At 42.4% G+C, this 24,105-nt stretch carries 24 protein-coding genes; 13 read left to right on the top strand and 11 right to left on the bottom strand.

The window, feature by feature from the left end:
- Nucleotides 1-157: 157 nt before the first annotated feature.
- Complete coding sequence (locus PR675_RS11190; protein WP_004915703.1) at nt 158-718, bottom strand: YtfJ family protein; 561 nt, start codon at nt 716-718, stop codon at nt 158-160.
- Nucleotides 719-1,025: 307 nt separating this feature from the next.
- Here PR675_RS11190 and PR675_RS11185 point away from each other — a divergent pair, with 307 nt between their 5' ends.
- Nucleotides 1,026-1,232: a DUF1107 domain-containing protein gene (locus PR675_RS11185; protein ID WP_014657315.1), complete on the top strand. Its 207-nt coding sequence runs from the start codon at nt 1,026-1,028 to the stop codon at nt 1,230-1,232.
- Nucleotides 1,233-1,327: 95 nt separating this feature from the next.
- On the opposite strand, the gene PR675_RS11180 is transcribed toward PR675_RS11185, so the two are convergent.
- Both PR675_RS11180 and msrA read right to left on the bottom strand, forming a co-directional pair.
- Nucleotides 1,328-2,695, bottom strand: a complete 1,368-nt coding sequence (locus tag PR675_RS11180; RefSeq protein ID WP_014657316.1) for a hemolysin family protein — start codon at nt 2,693-2,695, stop codon at nt 1,328-1,330.
- A gap of 148 nt (nt 2,696-2,843) precedes the next feature.
- Nucleotides 2,844-3,485 carry a peptide-methionine (S)-S-oxide reductase MsrA gene (msrA, locus tag PR675_RS11175; protein WP_036942667.1) on the bottom strand — a complete coding sequence of 214 codons (642 nt, stop codon included), beginning with the start codon at nt 3,483-3,485 and terminating at the stop codon, nt 2,844-2,846.
- A 132-nt stretch (nt 3,486-3,617) separates the two neighbouring features.
- Here msrA and tamA point away from each other — a divergent pair, with 132 nt between their 5' ends.
- From tamA to PR675_RS11160, 3 genes are read left to right on the top strand one after another with little or no spacing between them, the layout of a single operon-like run.
- On the top strand, nt 3,618-5,360 hold the full coding sequence (gene tamA / locus PR675_RS11170) for an autotransporter assembly complex protein TamA (RefSeq protein WP_036944083.1): 1,743 nt from the start codon (nt 3,618-3,620) through the stop codon (nt 5,358-5,360).
- Complete coding sequence (gene tamB, locus PR675_RS11165) at nt 5,357-9,127, top strand: autotransporter assembly complex protein TamB (RefSeq protein WP_060561482.1); 3,771 nt, start codon at nt 5,357-5,359, stop codon at nt 9,125-9,127. The genes tamA and tamB overlap by 4 nt, the downstream gene beginning before the upstream one ends.
- A gap of 3 nt (nt 9,128-9,130) precedes the next feature.
- On the top strand, nt 9,131-9,478 hold the full coding sequence (locus PR675_RS11160; protein ID WP_004915721.1) for a gamma-glutamylcyclotransferase family protein: 348 nt from the start codon (nt 9,131-9,133) through the stop codon (nt 9,476-9,478).
- A gap of 94 nt (nt 9,479-9,572) precedes the next feature.
- On the opposite strand, the gene ppa is transcribed toward PR675_RS11160, so the two are convergent.
- Complete coding sequence (gene ppa / locus PR675_RS11155) at nt 9,573-10,103, bottom strand: inorganic diphosphatase (RefSeq protein WP_004915724.1); 531 nt, start codon at nt 10,101-10,103, stop codon at nt 9,573-9,575.
- 212 nt (nt 10,104-10,315) lie between these two features.
- The gene (fbp, locus tag PR675_RS11150; protein WP_004915725.1) at nt 10,316-11,323 is read right to left on the bottom strand and encodes a class 1 fructose-bisphosphatase; all 1,008 of its coding nucleotides are present in this window, start codon (nt 11,321-11,323) and stop codon (nt 10,316-10,318) included.
- A gap of 302 nt (nt 11,324-11,625) precedes the next feature.
- Between fbp and mpl the strand changes: the two genes are divergently transcribed.
- A complete protein-coding gene (mpl, locus tag PR675_RS11145; RefSeq protein ID WP_014657320.1) occupies nt 11,626-13,005 on the top strand; it encodes a UDP-N-acetylmuramate:L-alanyl-gamma-D-glutamyl-meso-diaminopimelate ligase in 1,380 nt (459 codons plus the stop codon).
- Between the two features lie 177 nt (nt 13,006-13,182).
- Here mpl and PR675_RS11140 read toward each other — a convergent pair whose 3' ends face one another.
- Complete coding sequence (locus PR675_RS11140; protein WP_004915730.1) at nt 13,183-13,569, bottom strand: DUF6122 family protein; 387 nt, start codon at nt 13,567-13,569, stop codon at nt 13,183-13,185.
- A gap of 77 nt (nt 13,570-13,646) precedes the next feature.
- Nucleotides 13,647-14,117 (bottom strand): transcriptional regulator ArgR, encoded by a 471-nt coding sequence (argR, locus tag PR675_RS11135; RefSeq protein ID WP_004915733.1) that lies wholly within the window; start codon nt 14,115-14,117, stop codon nt 13,647-13,649.
- A gap of 549 nt (nt 14,118-14,666) precedes the next feature.
- On the opposite strand from argR, the gene mdh reads away from it, so the two are divergent.
- The gene (gene mdh, locus PR675_RS11130) at nt 14,667-15,605 is read left to right on the top strand and encodes a malate dehydrogenase (protein WP_004915736.1); all 939 of its coding nucleotides are present in this window, start codon (nt 14,667-14,669) and stop codon (nt 15,603-15,605) included.
- A gap of 78 nt (nt 15,606-15,683) precedes the next feature.
- Here the strand turns inward: mdh and PR675_RS11125 are convergent, their stop codons facing one another.
- The gene (locus PR675_RS11125) at nt 15,684-15,956 is read right to left on the bottom strand and encodes a helix-turn-helix domain-containing protein (RefSeq protein ID WP_004915739.1); all 273 of its coding nucleotides are present in this window, start codon (nt 15,954-15,956) and stop codon (nt 15,684-15,686) included.
- A gap of 515 nt (nt 15,957-16,471) precedes the next feature.
- Between PR675_RS11125 and PR675_RS11120 the strand changes: the two genes are divergently transcribed.
- Nucleotides 16,472-16,819, top strand: coding sequence for a DNA-binding protein (locus tag PR675_RS11120; RefSeq protein ID WP_004915743.1), 348 nt, complete (start codon nt 16,472-16,474; stop codon nt 16,817-16,819).
- Between the two features lie 133 nt (nt 16,820-16,952).
- Nucleotides 16,953-17,315, top strand: coding sequence for a DNA-binding protein (locus PR675_RS11115; protein WP_004915746.1), 363 nt, complete (start codon nt 16,953-16,955; stop codon nt 17,313-17,315).
- A 41-nt stretch (nt 17,316-17,356) separates the two neighbouring features.
- Here the strand turns inward: PR675_RS11115 and ispB are convergent, their stop codons facing one another.
- Nucleotides 17,357-18,328: an octaprenyl diphosphate synthase gene (ispB, locus tag PR675_RS11110; protein ID WP_004915749.1), complete on the bottom strand. Its 972-nt coding sequence runs from the start codon at nt 18,326-18,328 to the stop codon at nt 17,357-17,359.
- Nucleotides 18,329-18,662: 334 nt separating this feature from the next.
- Between ispB and rplU the strand changes: the two genes are divergently transcribed.
- From rplU to cgtA, 3 genes are all read left to right on the top strand, one after another.
- Nucleotides 18,663-18,971, top strand: coding sequence for a 50S ribosomal protein L21 (gene rplU, locus PR675_RS11105; protein WP_004915752.1), 309 nt, complete (start codon nt 18,663-18,665; stop codon nt 18,969-18,971).
- Nucleotides 18,972-18,990: 19 nt separating this feature from the next.
- Nucleotides 18,991-19,248, top strand: a complete 258-nt coding sequence (gene rpmA, locus PR675_RS11100; protein WP_004915755.1) for a 50S ribosomal protein L27 — start codon at nt 18,991-18,993, stop codon at nt 19,246-19,248.
- A gap of 130 nt (nt 19,249-19,378) precedes the next feature.
- On the top strand, nt 19,379-20,551 hold the full coding sequence (gene cgtA / locus PR675_RS11095) for an Obg family GTPase CgtA (protein WP_004915758.1): 1,173 nt from the start codon (nt 19,379-19,381) through the stop codon (nt 20,549-20,551).
- An 81-nt stretch (nt 20,552-20,632) separates the two neighbouring features.
- On the opposite strand, the gene dacB is transcribed toward cgtA, so the two are convergent.
- Nucleotides 20,633-22,081: a serine-type D-Ala-D-Ala carboxypeptidase gene (gene dacB / locus PR675_RS11090; protein WP_004915760.1), complete on the bottom strand. Its 1,449-nt coding sequence runs from the start codon at nt 22,079-22,081 to the stop codon at nt 20,633-20,635.
- A 261-nt stretch (nt 22,082-22,342) separates the two neighbouring features.
- Here dacB and greA point away from each other — a divergent pair, with 261 nt between their 5' ends.
- Nucleotides 22,343-22,819, top strand: coding sequence for a transcription elongation factor GreA (gene greA, locus PR675_RS11085; RefSeq protein WP_004915763.1), 477 nt, complete (start codon nt 22,343-22,345; stop codon nt 22,817-22,819).
- 118 nt (nt 22,820-22,937) lie between these two features.
- Here the strand turns inward: greA and yhbY are convergent, their stop codons facing one another.
- The gene (gene yhbY / locus PR675_RS11080; RefSeq protein WP_014657324.1) at nt 22,938-23,231 is read right to left on the bottom strand and encodes a ribosome assembly RNA-binding protein YhbY; all 294 of its coding nucleotides are present in this window, start codon (nt 23,229-23,231) and stop codon (nt 22,938-22,940) included.
- Nucleotides 23,232-23,437: 206 nt separating this feature from the next.
- Here yhbY and rlmE point away from each other — a divergent pair, with 206 nt between their 5' ends.
- A complete protein-coding gene (rlmE, locus tag PR675_RS11075) occupies nt 23,438-24,067 on the top strand; it encodes a 23S rRNA (uridine(2552)-2'-O)-methyltransferase RlmE (RefSeq protein ID WP_004915770.1) in 630 nt (209 codons plus the stop codon).
- The last annotated feature ends 38 nt before the right edge of the window (nt 24,068-24,105 follow it).

Here is a 24,105-nt window from a genome sequence, read left to right as displayed (position 1 = left end):
ATGCTTGGTTATTAATAAATTCCAAATAATTATTCACCATATAAATTTAGTGGCTAATAAGTCTTTTTAGAATAACTCACTAGTGATAGATAAACTCACACCTCTCTTTTAATATGTGCACGACAGCGATGTTTCCGTGCACGAGAGGTGATGAGCGCTATTGAGCAAGTTCAGATTTAATTAATGTGATCACTTTATCCACTTCAGGGGCAGTGAGCGCACCGTCTTTGAAATAAAGCACTTTTCCTTGTTTATTCAAGATGATAATCGCTGAACTTTCTGGTGCGAGATGCCATGCTTTTTTAACGACACCATCGCTATCAACGATAAATTGCGAATAAGGAAACTCTTTTTTGCTGTCTTCAACACTGTTACTGACGAAAACACCTGTGCCAAAAATGGCATCATCCGCATTGATAATTGAGGTTGTTTGATAAGCATCATGGGGAAAATTCGCTTTTTTGATCGCTTCAATCAATGGTGCATTCAGCTCTTTAGCGGAAGAGCGCCCCGCAATGTGTTGAACTGTACGGACTTTTCCTGGTAATTGTTGGCTTTTCCACTCTTGATAGGAAAATTTCCCCTCTTGACTTAATAGCATCTCTCCTTTGTCTGTAACAGAAACTGCCGGTACAGGTTGATTTAGTTGGATTTGGCTTGCGAAAGCTGTGGATGATAAAGTGAGTAGGCAAGCAAGTAAAAAATTCTTTTTAATCATTATATTACCTCATTATTACTCGGTTTGAGAGTGTCATGCAATGACTGAAACATGGCAGTCATGTTTTGCGCTTACAGTTATAGCATAGCTCATCCGATGAGTTGTGAAACTGAAATTAACATTTTTGCAAAATTTAGCATAACTACAAAGTTTTTGAGGTTATTGACAGAATGTTCGTAGTGTCATTTTCTGTAAATGAATTGAATAAAACTGCAATAATAGAACCAAAGTAAATATTACTGGTCTATTATTAACGAGCGGTATGAGTGAACGAGTATCGTATGACAAAAGGAAAGGAAAAGTTCTAATGAAAATATTTAACCGTTATAACCCATCCAAAATTGCACTCTACGTTAAAACGCTATTCCGTGGTCGTATTTACATCAAAGGCTTTGGTGCATTTGAATTCAATTACGGCAAAATCTTACCACCTAAAGTGGGTGATAAGCGCCACTACAATGTAATGAGTGAGGTGAATAAACAAGTTCTGGTTCTACAATCTGAGTTGGGGTAAATGCTGTTGATTTAATTAAATAGTTGTTCGCTATTTAATTAAAAGCAGCGCCACACAAGGTGGCGCATCAAATGAAACGGCTTCGCTGTAAAGTATTACTCTTTGACTTTTTGTGTTGGTTGTTCTGCGTTAGCCGTTTCTGTGTTGTTTTTACCCGCTTGAACCACGACAGGTGCGGGTGGCGTTGTAATTCGGGTGACAAGCAACTGATCAATCTTATAGTTATCGATATCGACAACTTCAAATTTATAGCCTGCATATTTCACATAATCAGTACGTTTCGGCATTTTCCTTAAACGGTACATCATAAAGCCTGCGATGGTCTCGTAATTACTCACATCAGGGAATTCATCGATATCTAAAATACGCTGTACATCTTCAATCGGAGTACCGCCTTCAACCAGCCATGAGTTTTCATCCCGCGTAATAATCTGCTCTTCTTGGCCCGGCCCAATCAGATCACCCATTAATGTTGTCATAACGTCGTTGATCGTAATAAGCCCCATCACAAGAGCGTACTCGTTGAGAATGACGGCAAAATCGACCCCATTTGTTTTAAAAGCTTCGAGTGTATCGGAAAGCGAGAGGGTATCGGGGATCATCAGCGCATTTTGAATATGAACGCCATCTTGCAAGTTAAGGCTTTGACCATTCAAAACACGATTTAGCAAGACTTTTGAATCAACAAAGCCAATGACATGGTCAATATCACCACTGCAAACTAAAAACTTAGAATGCGGCTCGGTTGAAATTTTATGTTTAATACTCTCCTCTGACTCTTCTTTATCAAAGAAGATAATACTTTCACGTGGCGTCATTGCAGAGGGAACGGTGCGTGATTCAAGTTCAAATACGTTTTCGATCAGTTCGTGCTCTTGCTTACGCAGCACACCTGCAACAGCTCCCGCTTCGACCACAGCAAAAATATCATCGGAGGTAATATCTTCATTACGTGCCGTTGGTAACTTGAAAATTTTGAAGATCAGGTTTGCAAGACCATTAAAAAACCAAACTAGAGGGCTTAATACGGTCAAACAAAAACGCATTGGATTGACAATTCGCACTGCGATGGCTTCAGGTTTCACCATTCCAATACGCTTAGGCGTTAGATCCGCCACTAAAATAAATAGGCTGGTGACAATCGTAAATGAAAGAATGGATGCGGTTTGCTGTGCCCAAGTTGGTGATAAGAAATGAATAAATACCTCTTGTAGTGATGGCGCAAAAGCAGATTCGCCGACAATACCTGCTAAGATGGCGACGGCGTTAAGGCCAATTTGCACTACGGTAAAAAACATACCCGGCATTTCTTGTAATTTTAGAACACGAGCGGCATTAACATTGCCCTCATCAGCCATGAGTTTCAATTTAATGCGGCGAGATGCTGCCAATGATATTTCTGACAGCGAAAAAAATGCGCTGATAGCACATAATAAAAGTACGATTAGTAAACTGTTAAGCATAAATTATCCAGACATTACCTTCAGGTATAACGGATCTTGATTTGAGATCACCTGAAGGTAACTCGTTCTACTACATAGGTAAAAATAACGCGGAGTGCGCAAAAATTCGGTTAGTGGCGTTATTATAGCATTAGGTTAAATTTTCTGCCTAGTTTATGTTCTGTGGTGGTAAACAAATGCCGATTCCACCTAAACCACAATAGCCTGCTGGGTTTTTGTGAAGATACTGTTGATGGTAATCTTCCGCAAAATAAAACACTTCAAATGGCATGATTTCTGTGGTGATTTGGCGTGGATCACCCTGTGCTGCCATCGCTTGTTGATAAGCGTCCCGCGTCTTTGTGGCTTGCTGTAATTGCGAATCAGAGACGGTGTAGATAGCCGAACGGTATTGGGTGCCAATGTCACCCCCTTGGCGCATACCTTGTGCTGGATCGTGGTTTTCCCAAAACAGGGTCAGTAAGTCTGCATAACTAATAGTTTGTGGGTCAAAGACGACTCTCACGATTTCAGTATGGCCGGTGAGACCCGTACACACTTCTTCGTAAGTTGGATTTGGCGTAATCCCGCCACTATAGCCAGCGGATGTTGAGTAAACGCCCGGTTGCTGCCAAAATAAACGCTCAACTCCCCAAAAACAGCCCATCGCAAAATAGGCAATTTCAGCGTTCTTCGGAATATTGTCAATCGAATGATGGTTAACCGCATGGTATGGTGAATGGGGAATAGCACTTTGCCTACCGGGTAGCGCTTGGGAAATATTTATGGGTTGTGACTGATTAGATGACATAACTATTCCTATGAGTAATGTTGTGCACGTTAGGTAAAAATTAGGATAAAAACTTGTATCTAAAATTTATTTTACTCAAAATAAATTGATATGGAGTCTTTAGTCAAACTATCAATGAACTTAGGAGCGGGCGTGTCAAAATACCCTATCATTTGTTTTCTCAGCTTAACGGCGGCGGTTTCTACGGCATATGCTGCAAATCTTCGCCTTAATATTGAAGGGCTTGAGGGGCAACCGAATCAGAACGTCCGAGTTCAATTATCTACGATTTCTCAAGATGAAGTTGTGCCTAATGGTCGCTTCCGCGCTCGGGTAACAAAAGCGATTGAGGATGGTTTAAAGCCGTTAGGCTACTACCAACCAAAAATTGAATTCAGCTATCAAGAAAATAAGCCACCAGCGCGTTCTGTGCTGACAGCGAAAGTGACTTTGGGTGAACCCATTCGAGTACAGGGTGTAAATATTGAATTAGAAGGGGGAGCCAAAAACGACCCTGACTATGCCAAAATGATTAAAAGTAATACACCCAAAATTGGTACGATCCAAAATGATGGTGAATATGAAAGCTTTAAAGGGAAGTTTAGTAGCCTAGCGATCCGTAAAGGTTATTTCGATGCGATAATGGAAAAAAGTCAGTTAGGGATATCGCTAGACCACCACGCGTCTTATTGGGATTTTAATTTTAATAGTGGTGAGCGTTATCGATTTGGTGCTATTTCCTATGAAGGTTCTCAAATTCGCACGGATTACCTAAATAACCTTGCTCCCTTTAAAGAGGGGGAATATTACACGTCAGAGCAATTAGCTGAATTTAACCGCCGATTAGTCGAAACTGGCTGGTTTACTTCGGCTATTGTCACTCCAAACATCGCTAAAGCGCGAGAAGATGATACTGACATATTGCCGATGGAAGGGGTGATGGTGCCTCGGGCAAAAAACTTTGTTGAATTGGGGGGCGGTTATGCGACAGACGTGGGGCCGCGTGTCAAAGCAACATGGAATAAGCCATGGGTCAACTCTCGTGGGCAAAGTATTACATCCAATATTAGCCTATCACAGCCAGAACAAATTATTGATGCAAGCTATAAGATCCCCCTTAAAGCCAATCCACTTGAACAATATTATGCCGTTCAAGGGGGGTATAAACGTACTGATTTAAACGATACGGAGTCTGATACCACAACGTTAAATCTGTCTCGTAACTGGGATTACTCCAGCGGTTGGCAGTATGGCGTCAATATGCGTTGGATGCTCAGTCACTTTACTCAGGCAGATGTCACAAATACCACGATGCTGCTCTATCCAGGGGCAAATGCGAGTCGCATTCGTCAACGCGGAGGGGTGATGCCAAGTTGGGGTGATAGCCAACGTTATTCTGTTGATTACTCAAATGAAATTTGGGGATCAGATATTGATTTTCTCGTGTTACAAACAAAACAGGTCTGGATCCGTTCTCCTTGGGAAGGGCACCGTTTTGTGTTTAGAGGCAACTTAGGTTGGATTGAAACTAATAACTTTGACAAAGTACCGCCAGACTTGCGTTTCTTCGCAGGAGGTGATGGCAGTGTACGTGGTTACGGTTACCAAAAAATCTCTCCAGAGGATAGTAAAGGCAAGCTAACCGGGGCATCTAAACTGGTTGTCGGCTCTATCGAGTATGATTACAACTTCACGGGTAATTGGTGGGGCGCCGCGTTCGTTGATACCGGTGAAGCAGTTAACGATATTAAGAAAAGCGATTTTAAAACAGGGGCCGGTGTTGGCGTCCGTTGGGTTTCTCCTGTAGGGCCAATTAAATTCGATTTGGCCACCCCAATTGGAGATTCGGATAACAATAAAATTCAATTTTACATCGGCTTGGGGACAGAACTATGAAATGGATGAAGTGGTTAAAATGGACTAGTCTCACCATTTTATTAGTCTTGATCTTGGTTTTTGCCGCGCTAGGCTGGGTACTTGGCACACAATCGGGCCTGCATTTTGCCTTGAACAGCGCCACCCGTTTTGTATCGGGGTTAGAAATCCGTTCGATTGAAGGGGATATTAATAATCTCACCTTGACCGACGTAAAATACCAAATGCCAGGTGTTGATGTGAATGCTGGAAAATTACATCTGGCGTTACGTTTAGGCTGTTTGACTAATCGGGAATTATGTATTGATGATCTTTCGACCGAAAATGTGGTCGTTAATGTTGATACATCCAAAATGCCACCTTCAGAAGAGACACCACCTTCTGAGCCATTAACAGAGTTGAATGCGCCACTGACCATCAACCTAAATCAACTACAACTGACTTCAACGCAAGTCAATGTGGATGGAATGGCGATTGATTTAGGGAAGTTTAAAACGGGTATTTACTGGCAGAAAAAAGCGTTAACGGTAACGCCAACCGATATTATTGATTTGGCGATTAATTTACCTGAAAACAAAGAGGCACCACCAGAAGAGCCCGTCAAAGAAGTCGCGACTGGCGAAGAAAAATCTATTGGTGAAACGCTAAAAACATTATTCGCCAAACCGTTATTAGCGGAATTGCCGGAAGTGATTTTGCCTGTTGATCTAAATGTTGAAGGTATTAATGGTTCAAACTTGCAACTGACGGGAGTAACCGAAGCGGTTATTAATAGTTTGAATTTAACGCTTTCAAACGATGGGCAAAACGTTTTACTTAAGAAATTTACGATTGATTCACCGCAAGGTAATGTCGCCTTATCAGGCACCGCAACATTACAGGATAAGTGGCCGGTTTCTTTGTCGATAACAGGGGAAAGCCGCCTTGAAGATCTTAATGGACAAAAGATTGATTTATCCCTTAAAGGTGGATTGCTCGAAGAGTTAAAACTGGCACTGAATCTCAGTGGGCCAGTGAATGCGACGTTGAATGCTCAGACCGATCTTGGTCAGGCAGACTTACCTATTCAATTAACGCTAGAGAGCCAAAAATTGAGCTGGCCGCTGGTGGGAGAGGCTCAATATCAGCTTGATGGCACTCGTTTACGCTTAAATGGGCGTCCTTCGGCTTATGATTTATCCTTTCGCTCAGCGATTACCGGACAAGATATTCCACCTTCAACGCTAATGTTGGATGCGAAAGGTAATGAAGAGCAAATTAACCTTACGCGCCTACGTTTAGCGGCGTTGCAAGGTAATGCGGATATTACGGGGGTGGCTGACTGGAGCAAAGCGATCAGTTGGAATGCAGTACTGACGTTATCAGGTATCAATACCGCAAAACAGTGGCCTGAATGGCCAGCAAAAGTCGATGGTAAGATTGCCACTCGCGGTAGTCTTTATGGCGGTAGCTGGCAGTTACAAGTCCCTGAGATTAGCTTAGACGGTAACGTCAAGAATAATCCGCTAAAAGCACGCGGTCAGGCTTCAGGTAATGCGGCAGGGCAATGGAATATACCTGATCTGAAACTGTCATTGGGTAAAAACCACCTTGATGTTAAAGGAAGCCTTGCGGACAAATGGAACCTAGATACTAAAATCAATGCACCGGGCCTTGATGGCATATTGCCGGGGCTAGGTGGTGTGATCATCGGTGATGTAAAACTACGCGGTGATCTCGACGCACCAGAGGTGCAGGCTGATCTTACCGCTCGTGGGGTGAGATGGCAAAAAGACCTATCCATTGATAATGCAGTTATTAAAGGAAAAGTCACATCGGGTGAGCAAATCAAAGGGGATTTATCCGTCGTTGTTCGCCAACTCAAACAGGCTGACTTGGTGATCAGCCAGCTAACATTAGATGCGAATGGGAGCGAGAAAAAACATACCGTAAAATTGGATGTGAAAGGTGAGCCAGTTTCGGGGCGCTTAACGTTAGCAGGTGGTTTCGATCGCCAAACTGAAACATGGAAAGGTAATCTCAGCAATACCTTATTTGAAACGCCAGTGGGTGAATGGCAATTAAGTAAGGTCATGGCGCTGGACTATGCAAACCAAACGCAAGAAGTGACTATTGGTACTCACTGTTGGGTGAATACCAATGCACGCCTTTGTGTTCCCAAACCGATTAAAGCAGGGAAAAGCGGTAGCGCCGATGTTGTGTTAGAACGCTTTGACCTTGCGATGTTAAAACCGTTCCTGACAGATGAGACACGCGTCAAAGGCGTATTTAGCGGTAAAGCCAATGTGGTATGGAAGGATGATGGCAGCTTGCCACAAGCTAAAGTCGATCTTAAAGGTGATGGTGTTAAAGCTGTTCAATTGGTTCAAGGTACACTATTACCGTTAGAGTTTGAGACTCTGACCTTGAATGCCGCATTGAAAAATGGCAAAGCAGACCTGAATTGGTTGTTTAAAATTGCCAACAATGGGCAGTTAAAAGGCAATGTTCATATTGCTGATTTGGAAAAGAGACGGCAGCTTTCAGGTAATGTCGAAATCAATGCGATTACCTTAGCGTTAATTAAGCCGTTATTAGGCGAGAAAGAAGTTGCCAATGGTAACCTAAATGCCAATTTACGTCTTGGCGGAACGGCGAATAACCCATTGCTAAATGGTAATTTATCCCTTTCAGGCTTAGAGCTTAAATCGTCATTGATCCCATTTGATATCAAAAGTGGTCAATTAGGTATTGCCTTTAATGGCGCCAGCTCAGTCATGACGGGGCAAATTAATACGCCAGAAGGTTATCTGAATATTAATGGTGATGCGGATTGGCGTAAGGCAGAGGCATGGCACGCTAAAGTCATGGCCGTGGGTAACAATTTACGTGTATCCATGCCGCCAATGATCAAAGTGGATGTGCAGCCTGATATTGTGTTTGAAGCTTCACCGACCTTACTGACGTTAAACGGAAGTGTGAATATTCCGTGGGCAAGAATTACGGTTCAAGAAATTCCTGAATCAGCGGTAGGGGCTTCTTCCGATGTGGTGATGTTAGACAGTGACCTGAAACCTATTGAGAAGACAAGCACACCAATTCCAATTCAAACCAATCTGGATATTAAGATCGGCAACGATGTGATGTTGGATGCGTTTGGTCTGAAAGCTCGCTTAACAGGCATGTTGAAGGTACTGCAAAATAAACAAGGCCTGAGCTTGAATGGGCAAATCGATATTCCATCAGGGCGTTTCCGTGCTTATGGGCAAGATTTGATCGTGCGTAAAGGGCAAATCCAGTTCTCAGGTCCTCCGGAACAGCCTTTCTTGAACTTAGAAGCGATTCGTAATCCTGAAAACACAGCTGATAATGTGATTGCTGGTGTTAAGGTGACAGGGCTTGCAGACAAACCGAAAGTCGAGATATTCTCTGAGCCAGCCAAAACGCAACAAGAAGCTTTATCCTATTTGCTACGCGGAGAAGGATTAGAAAGCGGAGATGCTAATGGTTCACAAATGACATCAATGCTAATTGGACTCGGGGTGGCTCAAAGTGGGCAACTCGTAGGTAAGATTGGTGAAACATTTGGAGTATCTGATTTAGCCCTCGATACGCAAGGGGTTGGTGATAAATCACAAGTCGTGGTGAGCGGTAAAATTACCAATGACCTTCAAATTAAGTACGGTGTTGGTATATTTGACTCACTGGCAACGCTAACATTGCGTTATCGATTAATGCCTAAATTATATTTGGAAGCGGTGTCTGGTGTGAATCAGGCGCTGGATCTTCTTTATCAATTTGAGTTTTAATATATGCGTGTAATTGTTTATGGCAGTTTAAGGCGCAAGCAAGGAAATCATCACTGGATGACTTACGCTCAGTTGTTAGGCGAACATAGCTTAGAAGGCTATGAGCTTTATGACTTGGGGTATTATCCAGCGGTTATCAAAGGTGAAGGTGTGATTGAGTGCGAAGTGTATCGCATCAATCCCTCTATCTTGACTGAGTTAGATGAGTTAAAGAAAAATTCACAGGACTATGTTCGTGAATTAATCCCTACGCCATATGGCAATGCTTGGATTTATCTTTATCGGCATTCCGTTGAAGGCTTGCGTCGTATCAAATCAGGTGACTGGTTAAAACGTCACGAAGAAGAGTAATAAAGCGCCGGTAGCCAATGGGTTATCGGCGCTTTTTCTATAAAAAAGGCTCTCGTGTTACCACCAGAGCCTTCCCTTCCCGAGTTAGGGGAAATTATTTTTTAGCAGCGCGTTCGAAAGAAGAGATAATTTCAGCTTTAGCCGCTTCAACGTTATCCCAACCGTCTACTTTCACCCACTTACCTTTTTCTAAATCTTTGTAGTGTTCAAAGAAGTGTGTGATTTGTGCGCGTAGCAGCTCTGGCAGGTCGTTCACATCTTTAATGTGATCGTATTCTTTGCTCAGTTTAGTGTGTGGTACTGCAACTAATTTGGCATCTTCACCTGATTCATCAGTCATTTTTAATACGCCGACTGGACGGCAACGAATAACTGAGCCTGGTTGTAATGGGTAAGGTGTTGGTACCAGTACATCAACAGGGTCACCATCTAAAGATAGTGTGTTGTTGATGTAACCATAGTTACATGGATAGAACATCGCTGTAGACATAAAACGGTCTACAAATAGAGCGCCAGAGTCTTTATCAACTTCATATTTGATAGGATCTGCATTAGCAGGGATTTCGATGATAACGTAGATATCTTCTGGCAGATCTTTACCTGCCGGTACATTGTTCAGGCCCATGAAAAAGTATCCTTTATGTTAAAAACTAATATGCCCATCAATAAGTTAAGCCCTATCTAAGCAACTTAAAACGATTTTGGGTACATAACGTGAAAGGTATTATAGCCGTAAAGAGGGGTAAAACTCACTAGTTGGTAGGGCATTCATAAAAAAAAGCTGAGAAAAGGCCACAAAAAAGGCGGGATTAGCCCGCCTTAGCGCGATGAATAACATTATTCAGCGTCAGGGAACTCACGCATAAAGGATTCTGCTTTTTCAACCATAGAAGCTGTACCAACAAAGAAAGGAACGCGTTGGTGAAGTTCAGTTGGGTTGATATCTAAAATACGGTCACGTCCGTTACTCGCTTTACCGCCTGCTTGTTCTGCAAGGAACGCAATTGGGTTGCATTCGTACAGTAAGCGGAGCTTACCATTTGGATGGCTTGCCGTGCTTGGGTAGATATAGATGCCGCCTTTAAGCAAGTTACGGTGGAAATCCGCAACCAGTGAGCCAATGTAGCGAGTCGTATAAGGGCGACCTGTCGCTTCATCTTGTTCTTGGCAGTATTTAATGTATTTTTTCACGCCCATAGGGAACTTGATGTAGTTACCTTCGTTGATTGAATACATTTTTCCTTCTGTTGGGAACATCACTTTTTCGTGAGAGAGGCAGAAGACACCAAGTGATGGATCATAGGTAAAGGCATGTACGCCACATCCTGTGGTATACACCAACATGGTGGATGAACCGTAAACGACGTAACCTGCCGCGACTTGACGATGACCTGGTTGCAAGAAGTCAGCTTCAGTCACCGGTTGGCCAATTGGGGTAATACGATGGTAGATAGAGAAGATTGTTCCGACGGAAACGTTTACATCGATATTCGAAGAACCATCCAGTGGATCCATTAATACGACATATTTCGCGTTTTCTGCACGATCGCCTTCGAAAATGACGATTTCATCTTCTTCTTCGGAGGCAATACCAGCTACTTCCCCGCGAGCTTTCAAAGCGGCTTTTAATTTTTCGTTTGCATACAGGTCAAGCTTCATCTGGACTTCACCTTGGACATTCGACACACCGCTTGTGCCAAGAATGTCTACAAGTCCAGCTTTGTTAATATCACGATGGATAATTTTAGCGCCCAGTTTGATTGCTGACAGTAATGCGGTCAGTTCTCCTGTTGCATGAGGAAAATCTTGTTGCTTATCGACGATGAATTCGCCTAATGTTTTCATGACGAAGGTCCTGAATATAATTGACAGAGGTTTGCAGGGGGGAATTGTACCCTTGCGCGTGGAGTTAATCTATACCCTTGATACGTTGTACCGCCGCGATGTGGGTCGTATTTTGTTACCTAAGTCACATACTTGAGCATGTACTCTTGGGATAACAGTAACTGGCTCTTGTTGCCGCGTTTGGATCATTTTGGGAATACTCTGCCTATTTTTCCCTGTATTTAATTCGAATTTTTTGTCTATATAAACCTAACGTTGATGGGTAGAATAGTGACAAACCTCATGCTATTGGATGGAAAATAATGCACATACATATTTTGGGTATCTGCGGTACGTTTATGGGGAGCTTGGCAATACTGGCTCGCTCCCTCGGGCATAAAGTAACAGGCTCCGATACAAACGTGTACCCTCCGATGAGTACCTTACTAGAAAAGCAAGGTATTGAACTCATTCAGGGCTATGACCCTAGTCAGCTAGAACCAGCACCTGATATGGTCGTTATTGGTAATGCGATGACGCGTGGTAACCCTTGTGTTGAAGCGGTATTGGAAAAAGGCCTCACTTATACATCTGGTCCACAATGGCTACATGATCATGTACTTCCTGAACGCTGGGTACTCGCTGTCGCGGGCACCCATGGTAAAACAACCACGGCGGGGATGCTTGCTTGGATCTTAGAAGATTGCGGTTATAAACCAGGGTTTTTAATTGGAGGCGTGCCAGGGAACTTTGAAGTATCAGCCCAATTAGGGGAAAGTCCCTTTTTTGTGATTGAAGCTGATGAGTATGATTGCGCGTTTTTCGATAAGCGTTCGAAATTTGTACACTACAGTCCAAGAACGCTGGTGCTCAATAACCTTGAGTTCGACCATGCCGATATTTTTGAAAATTTAGAAGCCATCCAAAAACAGTTCCACCATCTTGTTCGTATTGTGCCTGCTAGCGGTAAAATTTTCATGCCAGATAGCGATAATAACCTTAAACAGGTTATGACGATGGGCTGCTGGAGTGAGCAAGAGTTCGTCGGTGAACATGGTGAATGGCAAGCGAAAAAGCTGAACCACGATGGCAGCCAGTTCGAAGTCTATTATCAACAACAACGTGTGGGTGAAGTGAATTGGTCACAAGTGGGTAATCACAATATCCAAAATGCGTTGATGGCAATTGCCGCAGCACATCACGTAGGCGTGCCCGCCAAAGAAGCGTGCTTTGCTTTAGGTAAATTTATTAATGCTCGTCGCCGCCTTGAATTACGGGGGGTTGAGTATGGTGTCAGTGTTTATGATGATTTTGCTCATCATCCAACGGCGATCCTCGCAACACTGGAAGCGCTGCGCAGTAAAGTTGGGGGTACTTCCCGCATACTGGCGGTATTAGAGCCACGCTCTAATACTATGAAGTTAGGGGTTAATAAAAGTGATATTGCTCCGGCGTTAGGTCGTGCTGATGAAGTTTTCTTATTCCAGCCAAGCAATATTCCGTGGATGGTCACTGAAATTGCGGAAAAATGTGTTCAACCTGCCCGTTGGAGTGGTGATATTGATGCGTTGGCACAAATGGTCATTGAAACCGCTCAGCCAGGCGATCATATTCTTGTTATGAGTAATGGGGGTTTTGGTGATATCCACGGTAAGTTACTCGCCGGCTTAAAAAATAAAGCAGAAACAGAGTTAGACGACTAAATATAATGGCTGACGCAAAATGCCACTTCCCTTAACAGGACAGTGGCATTTTTTGTTTTTGGATAGTAGAAAACGTCTCGTATGTTATACGACTAAACTCAGTGGATGATATTGGTGAAATGCATTGGGTTAGCGCTGTAAAATCGCGCTTTTGGCGAGGTGTGCCGAGGCTAAATGTTAACTCGCCTCAATAAATTGGCGACTATAACAATAACTATACTGTAGCTCTTGTTTTAGGCTGCCCATGTAGCAATCTAAAGAATCTGTGCAGAGATGGAAAAGACAACCAACAGCGATAGCCTTTAATTTCCACGATGGCATCAAAAAGAGGATACAATAAGCGATTGCCGCCCAGAGAGTATGTAATGGGTGAAAACCAATGCCACAGCGATTAGGATCAAAAATTGGATCCGCAAGAAGATGGTCTAAATCAATCGCCATCGTGGCTATCATAAGCAGTGACGCTAATTTCCAATTTTTGCGCCAAAATAGATAACCGAAGAGAATGGGAACTAAAAAGTGAAATCCATAGTGCACAACGTTTCTGAATATCTCAAATATCACTTTGATAGCCCATCGTTTTTATATTCAATCGCGCACGAATGCGCGAATGGAATAGAAATTAAAAAATAAAAATGGATTTAAAGCTCTTGATCAAAGAGTGAAAGGATCGCTTCGTAAAGCTCTTTAGTTGTAAAATTATTCGCTGGTGTAGAGAAAATGGTATCGTCCCCTGCGATACTGCCTAAGATCCCTTCCGCTTTCCCTAAAGAATCTAGCAAGCGTGCAATCAATTGTGCGGCGCCGGGGCTTGTTCTGATCACCACAACAGAATGGTTGTAATCGATATCCAGTACTAGGTTTTTTAATGGGCTAGTCGCCGTGGGAACGCCAGGCTCTGTGGGTAAGCAGTAGACCATTTCCATTTTTGCGTTGCGAGTGCGCACAGCACCGAACTTAGTCAGCATTCTGGAAATTTTTGATTGGTTGATATTTTCAAAGCCTTGCTCTTGCAGTGCGATAACAATTTCAGCCTGAGAGCTAAATTTTTCTTCTTTAAGCAGCGCTTTGAACGCTTTAACCAAGTCTTCTTGTTTAGACGGTGTACGCATAATTAACCCATCCTATGACAATAAATTGGTCTGTATTATCTGTAAATGTGAATTTTTATGCAACAAAATTGCGTTATGATGGTTTTGTATACGATGAAAAATGAAGGTTATTGTCTTTTTTATGCATAAAAAGAGAACATTGATGAAAGTTTAGTTTAGCAAAAGTTGATAAATAAAAATAATCAATAATCTTAATGATTTATGCCTATATAAGAAGAAAATAGACCCAGTAGCATAGAGAGGTAATGCAATTTGTTGCCAAAAGGTGTAAATTTTTTGTTAATCACTTTGTGAATAACGGGATTATCAGCAGTAAAAACAATTTATTATGCAAAAATCAATAGTGATAAAAACTATTTGTTAAAAAAGTGCCCCTTATCTCATTAACAGATAAGGATTTTGTTTAGAATAGATGAAATCAGTGCGTAAGCCTATACACATTAATATGCTTCAACATCTGTTAATGAATTGTTTTTTATCAGTAATGTGTTTACTACATAACAAGATGAATCAATATACTTTTTTAAGTACAAATAAAGGAGTTTCAGAATGAAAGTTGCAGTCCTAGGCGCAGCAGGTGGTATTGGTCAGGCTCTGGCCCTTCTTCTTAAAAACCAGCTTCCAGCAGGTTCAGAACTCTCACTATATGACATCGCACCAGTAACTCCGGGTGTTGCTGCGGACCTTAGCCATATCCCAACTGACGTTAAAGTAGTTGGTTTCTCAGGTGAAGATGCGACTCCTGCACTGAAAGGCGCTGATGTTGTCCTGATCTCAGCAGGTGTTGCTCGTAAACCAGGTATGGATCGTTCAGACCTATTTAATGTTAACGCGGGTATTATTCGCAATTTGACTCAACAAATCGCTGATACTTGTCCAAAAGCATTAATCGGTATCATTACTAACCCAGTTAACACAACAGTGGCTATTGCGGCTGAAGTGCTGAAAAAAGCAGGCGTTTACGACAAAAACCGTCTATTCGGTGTAACGACTCTGGATATCATCCGTTCTAATACTTTCGTTGCTGAACTGAAAGGTAAGAAACCACACGAAATCGAAGTGCCTGTCATCGGTGGTCACTCAGGTGTTACTATCCTGCCTCTATTGTCTCAGATCCCAGGTGTTAGCTTCACCGATGAAGAAGTTGTTGCTCTGACTAAACGTATCCAAAACGCAGGTACTGAAGTTGTTGAAGCAAAAGCAGGTGGCGGATCTGCAACACTGTCAATGGGCCAAGCAGCAGCACGTCTAGGCCTGTCTCTGATCCGTGGCCTACAAGGTGAGCCAAATGTTATCGAATGTGTTTACACCGAAGGTGAAGGTGAACACGCTCGCTTCTTTGCTCAGCCAGTCCGTTTAGGTAAAAATGGTATCGAAGAGCATATCTCTTACGGCAAACTGAGTGAGTTTGAACAAAAAGCACTGAAAGACATGCTTGATGTACTGAGAAAAGATATCGAACTAGGTGAAAAATTCATTAATGGCTAATTGCTATTAATTTTCACTTATTTCTTAAGAAAACCGCTGTCCTGATATTGTTGGGGCAGCGGTTTTTTTTATATTCTTTCAGCTTGAGGTTGGGGTTTTTTCTCTTACTTTTCTTTCTAATAATTCACCTGTAATTGGATTGAAATAGCGGCTTGGCCATATCTCTGAAGGATGAATTCCGAGATAATTCGCAATAATCCATTCACCTTTAGGCCAAGGACGAGATAAGGCATTCGCCAGTGTGGAGGAGCTTAAACCTGCTTGTCGAGATATTGCTGCTAAAGTCGTTCCGCGTTTACGTAAAGCGGCAATTATATCTGCTGGATGCCAATCCGATTTCCGTAAGATCATTTTTTAGTCCTTTTTTTACTCAGAATCATGTAGAGTTAGTAGTACATCTAACAGGAGATTGTGATACATTCACTGCAATAGCCCTGTTATTGGAAATAAAATAACAGAAATTTTCCAAAATTATTTCTAATTTTTTCTAAAAATTCAGTTTTATGAAAGGAGTTTTATTTTTATGAAATATAAGAAAGATTTGGCATATATATTTGTGATTTTATCTAACATATTGAAAGTAAAAACTAACTAGTTTGGGTTATCTGTAAAAATCACATATTAATGATAGATGTTATAAGTACAGCTAATATATAAAGACGATCGCATGAAAAAAGATAACTGTGACCTCGTGTATATCCAATCTATTGTTATTAAAAGAAATTAAAATATACTTTACATGTATAACTCATAAATTAATTAATAATAAATATTAATAAAACAAAAAAGAAAAAGGTTATTGAGAAAATAAACACGTTTTTCAGCAATTATTATTAAATTGTAAATCGTGACTAGGAGGGTCAGGCATGCAAAAAGAATGGTTAACGGCGAAAGAGTTAGTTGGCTTAAAAGGACTCCCAATGACTACTCAAGGTATCAATGCGATGGCTCGTCGTGAAAACTGGTTATGCCGCAAGCGGCGGGGGATTCAAGGAAAGGCGTTGGAATATCATATTAATAGTTTGCCTGAAGGTTTATTTGAGCCCCTTTCTGTTTATGAAGCCCCTGCATTATATCAAGCAAAACATCATGATAATGCATTTATTTGGCAGGAAGTTTATCACCAGCTTTCTCCGGAAGAGCGTAACCTTATATTGGCATTTATTATGCGTGAAGGTGTAATAGCATTGGTAGATTTAATAAATAAAAAATAATTTACCTAAAAAATCGGTTTGGGTAATTCAATAATGAAGAATAGGCATATTGGTACTCAACATATTCTTTATTAACAATATTTAGATAGAGCCTCAACGGCAGATTTCATAATATAAGTTCGAAAGAGATAATATGAAAAAAATGTGGTTCACTGCGAAAGAATTAGCAGGTTTAGAAGGCTTACCAACTTCTCCTCAAGGTATTAATTTGATGGCTAGAAGAGAAGGATGGAAAAATCGTCGTAAGCGTGGCGTTCAAGGTAAAGCCGTCGAGTATCATCTAGAGAGCTTACCTGGAGAAATACAGAGTCAATTGAGTCTTTCTGAGCCTTCAGTGGGCTATCAAAGCCAAAGAATGGATGCTTCACAAATTTGGATGGAAGCCTATTACCAACTCACTGAAGCGGAGCGTGATAAAGTGGTGAAATATATTTTGCGTTATGGCCTTTCATCATTGCTCGCTAGGATCGAAAAAGAAGAAAAAGGGGAAGAGTAGTCTCTTTCCCCCTCATCGCATTCAAAACAATACGTTTAACGCTATGAGTGACGTGAAATAGCCACCTCTGCGAGGCTGATTAACGCGTCTTTATAAACTGAATCATCAAGAGTACTCAAAGCATCAATGGCTTTTTGCGATTCCTCTTTTGCGCGAGCGTAGGTGTACTCCAGTGAGCCGCAACGTTTCATAGTTGCCAGCACAGTGTCCAGTAGGTGACGGCCATTGCCCTGCTCGATCGCTTGACGGATCAAGGCGGCTTCTTCCTCAGTTCCATGGTTCATTGCATGAAGTAGGGGCAGCGTAGGCTTCCCTTCATCAAGGTCATCCCCGGTATTTTTGCCTAATTGCTTATTATCTGCGTCATAATCCAACAAATCATCAATCAATTGAAAGGCAGTGCCGAGATAGCGACCGTAATCTTGCAAGGCTTTCTCTTGCTCGGGGGTTGCTGATGCTAAAATTGCCGATGCATGCGCGGCAGCTTCAAACAAACGAGCGGTTTTACTGTAGATCACTTGCATGTAGTTTTCTTCAGTAATGTTAGGATCGTTACAGTTCATCAACTGTAAGACTTCACCTTCAGCGATAACGTTCGTCGCTTCCGACATGAGTTTAAGGACACGCATCGAGTCAAGATCCGTCATCATTTGGAAGGATCGTGTATAAATAAAGTCCCCAACGAGGACACTCGCAGCATTACCAAATACGGCGTTCGCTGTTTGTTTACCGCGGCGCATGTCGGATTCGTCGACAACATCATCATGCAATAAAGTTGCAGTATGGATAAACTCGATCAGCGCAGCAACTTGAATATGTTTTTGCCCTGAATAACCAAGGGATCGTCCTGCCAATACCGCGATCATTGGACGGATCCTTTTCCCACCACCGCTAACAATGTAATAACCAAGTTGGTTAATTAGCGCAACGTCTGAATTCAATTGACTGAGGATTGCTTCGTTTACTGCTGACATATCCTCGCTAGTCAGTTCAACAATAGATTCTAAATTCATCGTAATTTATTCATATTATAGGATTTTAGCCGCCACCCTTTAGTCAAAAAGGTGTCGCCAATAGAACAGTTATAGCCTAAGCATAACATTAATATTTCTAAGATAATTAGTTGTAATGCAAAAAATGTTTAAATAAGTAACAATTCGAGTTATTCATCATAAATCAAAGGCTGACCGGAGTATGGAATAAAAAAGTCGGTTTTTTTGTGATCTAAATGCATTATTGGCTTGTGTTCTGACGCTTTTTTGCGTAGAATTCGCGCCCTATTGTGAATATTTTATAGCGTGCTCAGGAATTAAATTTTTTAGCGGGTACGCGGAAAGCGGAGTTAATATGTACGCGGTTTTCCAAAGTGGTGGTAAACAACACCGAGTTAGCGAAGGTCAAACTGTCCGCCTAGAAAAGCTGGACATCGCAACAGGTGAAACTGTTGAATTTGATCACGTTCTGATGGTTGCTAATGGCGACGATATCAAAATTGGCGCTCCTGTCGTTGAAGGCGTTAAAGTGAAAGCGGAAGTGGTTGCACACGGTCGTGGCGATAAAGTTAAGATTGTCAAATTCCGTCGTCGTAAACACAGCCGTAAACAACAGGGTCACCGTCAGTGGTTCACTGATGTTAAGATCACTGGCATCGCTTAAGATTTAGGAGAGCAGATTAATGGCACACAAAAAGGCTGGCGGCTCGACTCGTAACGGTCGCGATTCAGAAGCAAAACGTCTGGGTGTAAAACGTTTCGGTGGCGAAGCTGTATTAGCAGGTAGCATCATCGTTCGTCAACGTGGTACTAAGTTCCACGCAGGTAACAACGTAGGTTGTGGCCGTGACCACACTCTGTACGCTTTAGCGGACGGAAAAGTTAAATTTGAAGTTAAAGGTCCACAAAACCGTAAATTTATCAGCATCGAAGCTGAATAAGTTTTCTGACTTTTAATTCGAATTAAAGCCCTGCAAAAACTTTTTGCGGGGCTTTTTATATTTAGAATACGCCATCTCTGGGTAACACGGCCATCCAGCACTATAATGGCTATCATACGGAGAAAGAATTATGAAATTTGTAGATGAAGCCAAAATATTGGTTGTGGCGGGGGATGGTGGCAATGGTTGTGTCAGCTTCCGCCGCGAAAAATACATTCCAAAAGGCGGTCCTGACGGTGGTGACGGCGGCGATGGTGGTGATGTCTATCTGCAAGCCGACGAAAACCTGAATACACTCATCGACTACCGTTTTGAAAAATCTTTCCGCGCAGAGCGTGGGCAAAATGGTCAAAGTCGTGACTGTACAGGGAAACGTGGTCAAGATATCACGATCAAGGTGCCTGTCGGAACGCGTATACGCGATCTCGGTACTGGAGAAATACTGGGTGATATGACTCGCCATGAGCAGCGCCAAATGGTCGCGAAGGGCGGTTTCCATGGTTTGGGTAATACACGCTTTAAATCTTCAGTTAACCGCGCTCCACGTCAACGTACGATGGGGACGCCTGGTGAAACTCGTGAGCTGATGTTAGAGCTGATGCTGCTCGCTGATGTGGGTATGCTAGGGATGCCGAATGCGGGTAAATCGACCTTTATTCGTTCGGTATCGGCAGCGAAACCAAAAGTCGCTGATTATCCATTTACTACGCTAGTACCGAGCTTAGGTGTCGTGCGTATGGATAACGAAAAAAGCTTTGTGGTTGCGGATATTCCAGGGTTAATCGAAGGTGCTGCGGAAGGCGCAGGTTTAGGGATCCGTTTCCTTAAACACTTAGAACGCTGTCGCGTGCTATTGCATCTGATCGACATCTGCCCGATCGATGAATCGGATCCTGTGGAAAATGCCAAGATCATTATTAGCGAACTCGAAAAATACAGCGAAAAACTGGCAGAAAAACCACGTTGGTTAGTGTTTAACAAAGTGGATATTTTAGGCCCTGAAGAGTCCGCAAAACGTGCTGCTGAAATCGCTAAAGCGATGGGCTGGGAAGATAAATACTATATGATCTCCGCGGTGAATCACGAAGGTGTGAAGGCACTGTGTTGGGATATTATGGAGTTTATGGAAACTCAGCCGCGTGATATGGCAGCATCGGAAGATGAAAAACAGCCTGAAAAAGTTGAATTTATGTGGGATGACTACCATAAAGAGCAACTCGAAGGTGCTGAAGATCTGGATGACTGGGATGATGATTGGGACGAAGATGACGACGAAGGTGTCGAAATCATCTATCAGAAATAATCAATCTCAGAAAAACCCCCAATGATTGGGGGTTTTTTCAAATATAAAGATTGTTTTATTTACGGGGAATTGATCGAAGGATCAATTTTTCTGGTAAAGATCTTTATACAACCGACTCTCAAAACGCACGAGAGGAACGCGTCGGCTCCGTTGTTGGTTTTGTGGTACCGCATAGGCAGAGATAAACTGTACGAAAGCAACGCGTTGCCCACTAGCCGTCGTGATAAAGCCTGCTAAGTTATAGACGCCTTGTAAAGCCCCTGTTTTAGCTGAAACTTTGCCATTCACACCGGCTTCATCTAAGCCGCCACGGTAACGTAATGTACCGTCATGTCCTGCAAGAGGCAGCATAGAGATAAAATCAAGTTGCTGATCGTTTTTAGCGATAAATTGTAGAATTTCCATCATTGTCGTCGGCGTGATCAGGTTATGGCGGGATAAACCAGAGCCGTCGACCATAACGGTATTACCTAAATCGATGCCCGCTTTTTGTTTTAAAACCTGCCTAACAGCATCCGACCCCGAGCGCCACGTACCGGGAACACCGTAATAGTCTCGACCAATAGTACGAAAGACAGTATCAGCAATCATATTGTCTGATTTTTTCAACATCACCTTCAATAGGTCATGCAGCGGCTGAGATTCGGTTTTGACGAGGACCTGCGATTGTGCCGTTGGTTGGGTACGCTTTTTGACATGCCCTGTTAGCGCTATGCCCGCATTTTGCAGTTCATTTTTAACAATAGCGCCGGAATAGCTTGCGCCATTTTGTACCGCAAAGGCAAGGGGGAGAGGTTCACTACGTTGTGATAGACAGCCTGTTAACGTGTAGCGATTTAGCTCGCCAGGAACCACATCCAGTTCACAATAACGCCCTTCAGGGTCTCCCTTGGCTAATGTTTTAACCTCACTGAACATATTGACGGGGTAGAAACTGGCTGCCTTGATATAAGCCATATCCCCTATTTTTTGAGCGGGATAGAGTGAAACAGAAAAACAGTTTCTATCGATAATGGCTGCGGCAGGCGGCGCACTAAAGCATTGCGTCATATCGTTCCATACCCAGCCCGGCGCTTTATCATGGCTAGTAAATGCCGAAATATCGACAATTAAATCACCTTCAACTTTGTGGATACCAATCTGTTTCAGCGCATTGACCATATTGCGGATTTGCTGGCGTGTGAGTGTTGGGTCGCCACTAAAGCGGATAACGAGGTCGCCCGTTAGCGTATTGTTGTTTAATTTTGCATTGGTTTCGAAATTCGTCACAAAACGGTAATCAGGACCAAGCTGTAGCAAAGCCGCGAGGGCAGTGACGACTTTTTGGGTACTTGCAGGCAGTGCCATTTGCTGCGCATTGTAATCAATAATGGGGGTGTCACTACCGACTTTTTGCGCAACCAGAGCGAGGTTAGTACCATCGGGTAAATATTGCTTATAATCATCAATTGGAATGGCAAATGCTTGTCCTGTGGTGAAGACAAGTCCTAAAGTGATGATCCATTTTCTGGTAAGTGTTAATAACGGCATAAATTTCACGCATTAGGGTAGACATACTGTACATACTAAAGTGTAATGCCTGAAAAAGTAAACGATGACCCGCTATTAACTCTACGTTAGAATGGTTAGCATTGTGATAAGATAAGTGTGTGAATGGGTTTTAAAGACACATTCACAGCCTGTGTATTGTTTGAGCCTCCCCATTAACCATGGGGCGGTTCAGTGTACTGTTGTTACAAAAATCAGGAAGATACTTATTTTTAGATAGGATTGAAACAGAGGTATTTATCAATGAAACAGATTCCAATGACGGTATTGGGTGCAGATAAGTTACGAGAAGAGCTCGATTATCTTAAATCTGTCCGCCGCCCGGAAATTATTGCAGCGATTGCGGAAGCCCGCGAACACGGTGACTTGAAAGAGAACGCAGAATATCATGCCGCTCGCGAACAACAGGGCTTTTGTGAAGGCCGAATTCAAGAAATTGAATCCAAGCTTTCCCATGCTCAGGTTATTGACGTCACGAAAATGACAAACAATGGTCGTGTGATTTTTGGTGCGACAGTTACTGTGTTGAATGTTGATACGGATGAAGAGCTGACTTATCGCATTGTGGGTGATGATGAAGCAGATATTAAAATCAATCTGATTTCCGTTAACTCACCGATTGCACGCGGCTTGATCGGTAAAGAACAGGATGATGTTGTCACTATCAAAACGCCCGGTGGCGACGTTGAGTTCGAAATTCTTAAAGTTGAGTATATCTGATTCCTATTTGCCTGAATTGGTTATATTATTTTACTGTATTAGCGAAAAAGGCCGCTGGCGGCCTTTTTCTTCATATAAAAGCTGCCTTCAATGGCATTTTTATATAAATTAAGGGTGATTATTTAGGTAAAATAATTTTGCGCTCATCCGATGGACGGTAGAGAACAAGTATCTTGCCTATAATTTGTACATTAACAGCACCTGTTTCGCGAACGATCGCTGCGGCGATCAAATTTTTAGTTTCGCGATCTTCGCCTGCGATTTTGACTTTGATAAGCTCATGATGTGCTAATGAAAGTTCAATCTCAGCTAAAACACCCTCAGTTAACCCATTGTTACCAATCATAACAACTGGGTTGAGGTGATGAGCGAGGCTTTTCAGGTGTTGGATTTGTTTTTTATTAAGATTCATCGATTTTTTGCTTCGTTAGTATTGAAAATGGCTTATTCTACCGCCATCTGATATCTATCACCATCAATTATATTTATCGGATGGTAAAGAAGTAACAATGAACACCCAAAATAATTCGAATTACATGCAGTGGTATCATCAACGTTCATGTAGGCCGAAAAATGATGGGGATAGATGTGCTCTATTTAGTATAGTTGGAAAATGCAATGGCCAATAAAAAACGTTCGGCAAGCTCTAGTCGCTGGTTGCAAGAACATTTTAGTGATAAATATGTTCAACAAGCACAAAAAAAAGGGCTTCGCTCACGTGCATGGTTTAAACTGGATGAAATCCAGCAAAGTGATAAAATTTTTAAACCAGGTATGACCGTTGTTGATTTGGGGGCAGCACCCGGAGGCTGGTCACAGTATGTGGTTAGTCAAATAGGCCATAATGGCCGGGTGATTGCTTGTGATATTTTACCGATGGACCCGATTGTTGGCGTTGATTTCCTTCAAGGAGATTTTCGTGAAGAAGCAGTGCTAGCTGCACTGTTAGAGCGGGTTGGAGATAAAAAAGTCCAGGTGGTCATGTCTGACATGGCTCCCAATATGAGTGGGACTCCCGCGGTCGATATACCTCGGTCGATGTATTTGGTTGAGTTAGCATTGGATATGTGCCGTGCTGTGCTGGCTCCTGGGGGCAGTTTTATTGTTAAAGTGTTTCAGGGGGAAGGCTTTGACGAGTACCTCAGGGATATCCGTTCCCTATTTACGAAAGTAAAAGTTCGTAAACCCGAATCTTCGCGGGCACGATCGCGTGAAGTATACATTGTAGCGACAGGGCTAAAACTGTAGTACCCTGAACGTTATTTGTTAACACAGTTGTAATATGA

The organism is Providencia sp. PROV261 (assembly GCF_028477945.1).
Classification (GTDB): domain Bacteria; phylum Pseudomonadota; class Gammaproteobacteria; order Enterobacterales; family Enterobacteriaceae; genus Providencia; species Providencia stuartii.
The sequence above is the reverse complement of the archived record's forward strand: the minus strand, read 5'-3'. Positions and strand labels throughout refer to the sequence as shown.

Excerpts from the sequence above, each read along its gene's own strand:
- rpmA (WP_004915755.1), top strand. The coding sequence starts at position 18,991 with ATGGCACACAAAAAGGCTGGCGGCTCGACTCGTAACGGTCGCGATTCA.
- argR (WP_004915733.1), bottom strand. The coding sequence starts at position 14,117 with ATGCGTACACCGTCTAAACAAGAAGACTTGGTTAAAGCGTTCAAAGCG.
- dacB (WP_004915760.1), bottom strand. The coding sequence starts at position 22,081 with ATGCCGTTATTAACACTTACCAGAAAATGGATCATCACTTTAGGACTT.
- PR675_RS11180 (WP_014657316.1), bottom strand. The coding sequence starts at position 2,695 with ATGCTTAACAGTTTACTAATCGTACTTTTATTATGTGCTATCAGCGCA.
- mdh (WP_004915736.1), top strand. The coding sequence starts at position 14,667 with ATGAAAGTTGCAGTCCTAGGCGCAGCAGGTGGTATTGGTCAGGCTCTG.
- cgtA (WP_004915758.1), top strand. The coding sequence starts at position 19,379 with ATGAAATTTGTAGATGAAGCCAAAATATTGGTTGTGGCGGGGGATGGT.
- rlmE (WP_004915770.1), top strand. The coding sequence starts at position 23,438 with ATGGCCAATAAAAAACGTTCGGCAAGCTCTAGTCGCTGGTTGCAAGAA.
- tamB (WP_060561482.1), top strand. The coding sequence starts at position 5,357 with ATGAAATGGATGAAGTGGTTAAAATGGACTAGTCTCACCATTTTATTA.
- rplU (WP_004915752.1), top strand. The coding sequence starts at position 18,663 with ATGTACGCGGTTTTCCAAAGTGGTGGTAAACAACACCGAGTTAGCGAA.
- greA (WP_004915763.1), top strand. The coding sequence starts at position 22,343 with ATGAAACAGATTCCAATGACGGTATTGGGTGCAGATAAGTTACGAGAA.
- PR675_RS11185 (WP_014657315.1), top strand. The coding sequence starts at position 1,026 with ATGAAAATATTTAACCGTTATAACCCATCCAAAATTGCACTCTACGTT.
- PR675_RS11115 (WP_004915746.1), top strand. The coding sequence starts at position 16,953 with ATGAAAAAAATGTGGTTCACTGCGAAAGAATTAGCAGGTTTAGAAGGC.
- PR675_RS11125 (WP_004915739.1), bottom strand. The coding sequence starts at position 15,956 with ATGATCTTACGGAAATCGGATTGGCATCCAGCAGATATAATTGCCGCT.
- PR675_RS11160 (WP_004915721.1), top strand. The coding sequence starts at position 9,131 with ATGCGTGTAATTGTTTATGGCAGTTTAAGGCGCAAGCAAGGAAATCAT.
- fbp (WP_004915725.1), bottom strand. The coding sequence starts at position 11,323 with ATGAAAACATTAGGCGAATTCATCGTCGATAAGCAACAAGATTTTCCT.
- ppa (WP_004915724.1), bottom strand. The coding sequence starts at position 10,103 with ATGGGCCTGAACAATGTACCGGCAGGTAAAGATCTGCCAGAAGATATC.
- PR675_RS11120 (WP_004915743.1), top strand. The coding sequence starts at position 16,472 with ATGCAAAAAGAATGGTTAACGGCGAAAGAGTTAGTTGGCTTAAAAGGA.
- mpl (WP_014657320.1), top strand. The coding sequence starts at position 11,626 with ATGCACATACATATTTTGGGTATCTGCGGTACGTTTATGGGGAGCTTG.
- msrA (WP_036942667.1), bottom strand. The coding sequence starts at position 3,485 with ATGTCATCTAATCAGTCACAACCCATAAATATTTCCCAAGCGCTACCC.
- PR675_RS11190 (WP_004915703.1), bottom strand. The coding sequence starts at position 718 with ATGATTAAAAAGAATTTTTTACTTGCTTGCCTACTCACTTTATCATCC.
- yhbY (WP_014657324.1), bottom strand. The coding sequence starts at position 23,231 with ATGAATCTTAATAAAAAACAAATCCAACACCTGAAAAGCCTCGCTCAT.
- ispB (WP_004915749.1), bottom strand. The coding sequence starts at position 18,328 with ATGAATTTAGAATCTATTGTTGAACTGACTAGCGAGGATATGTCAGCA.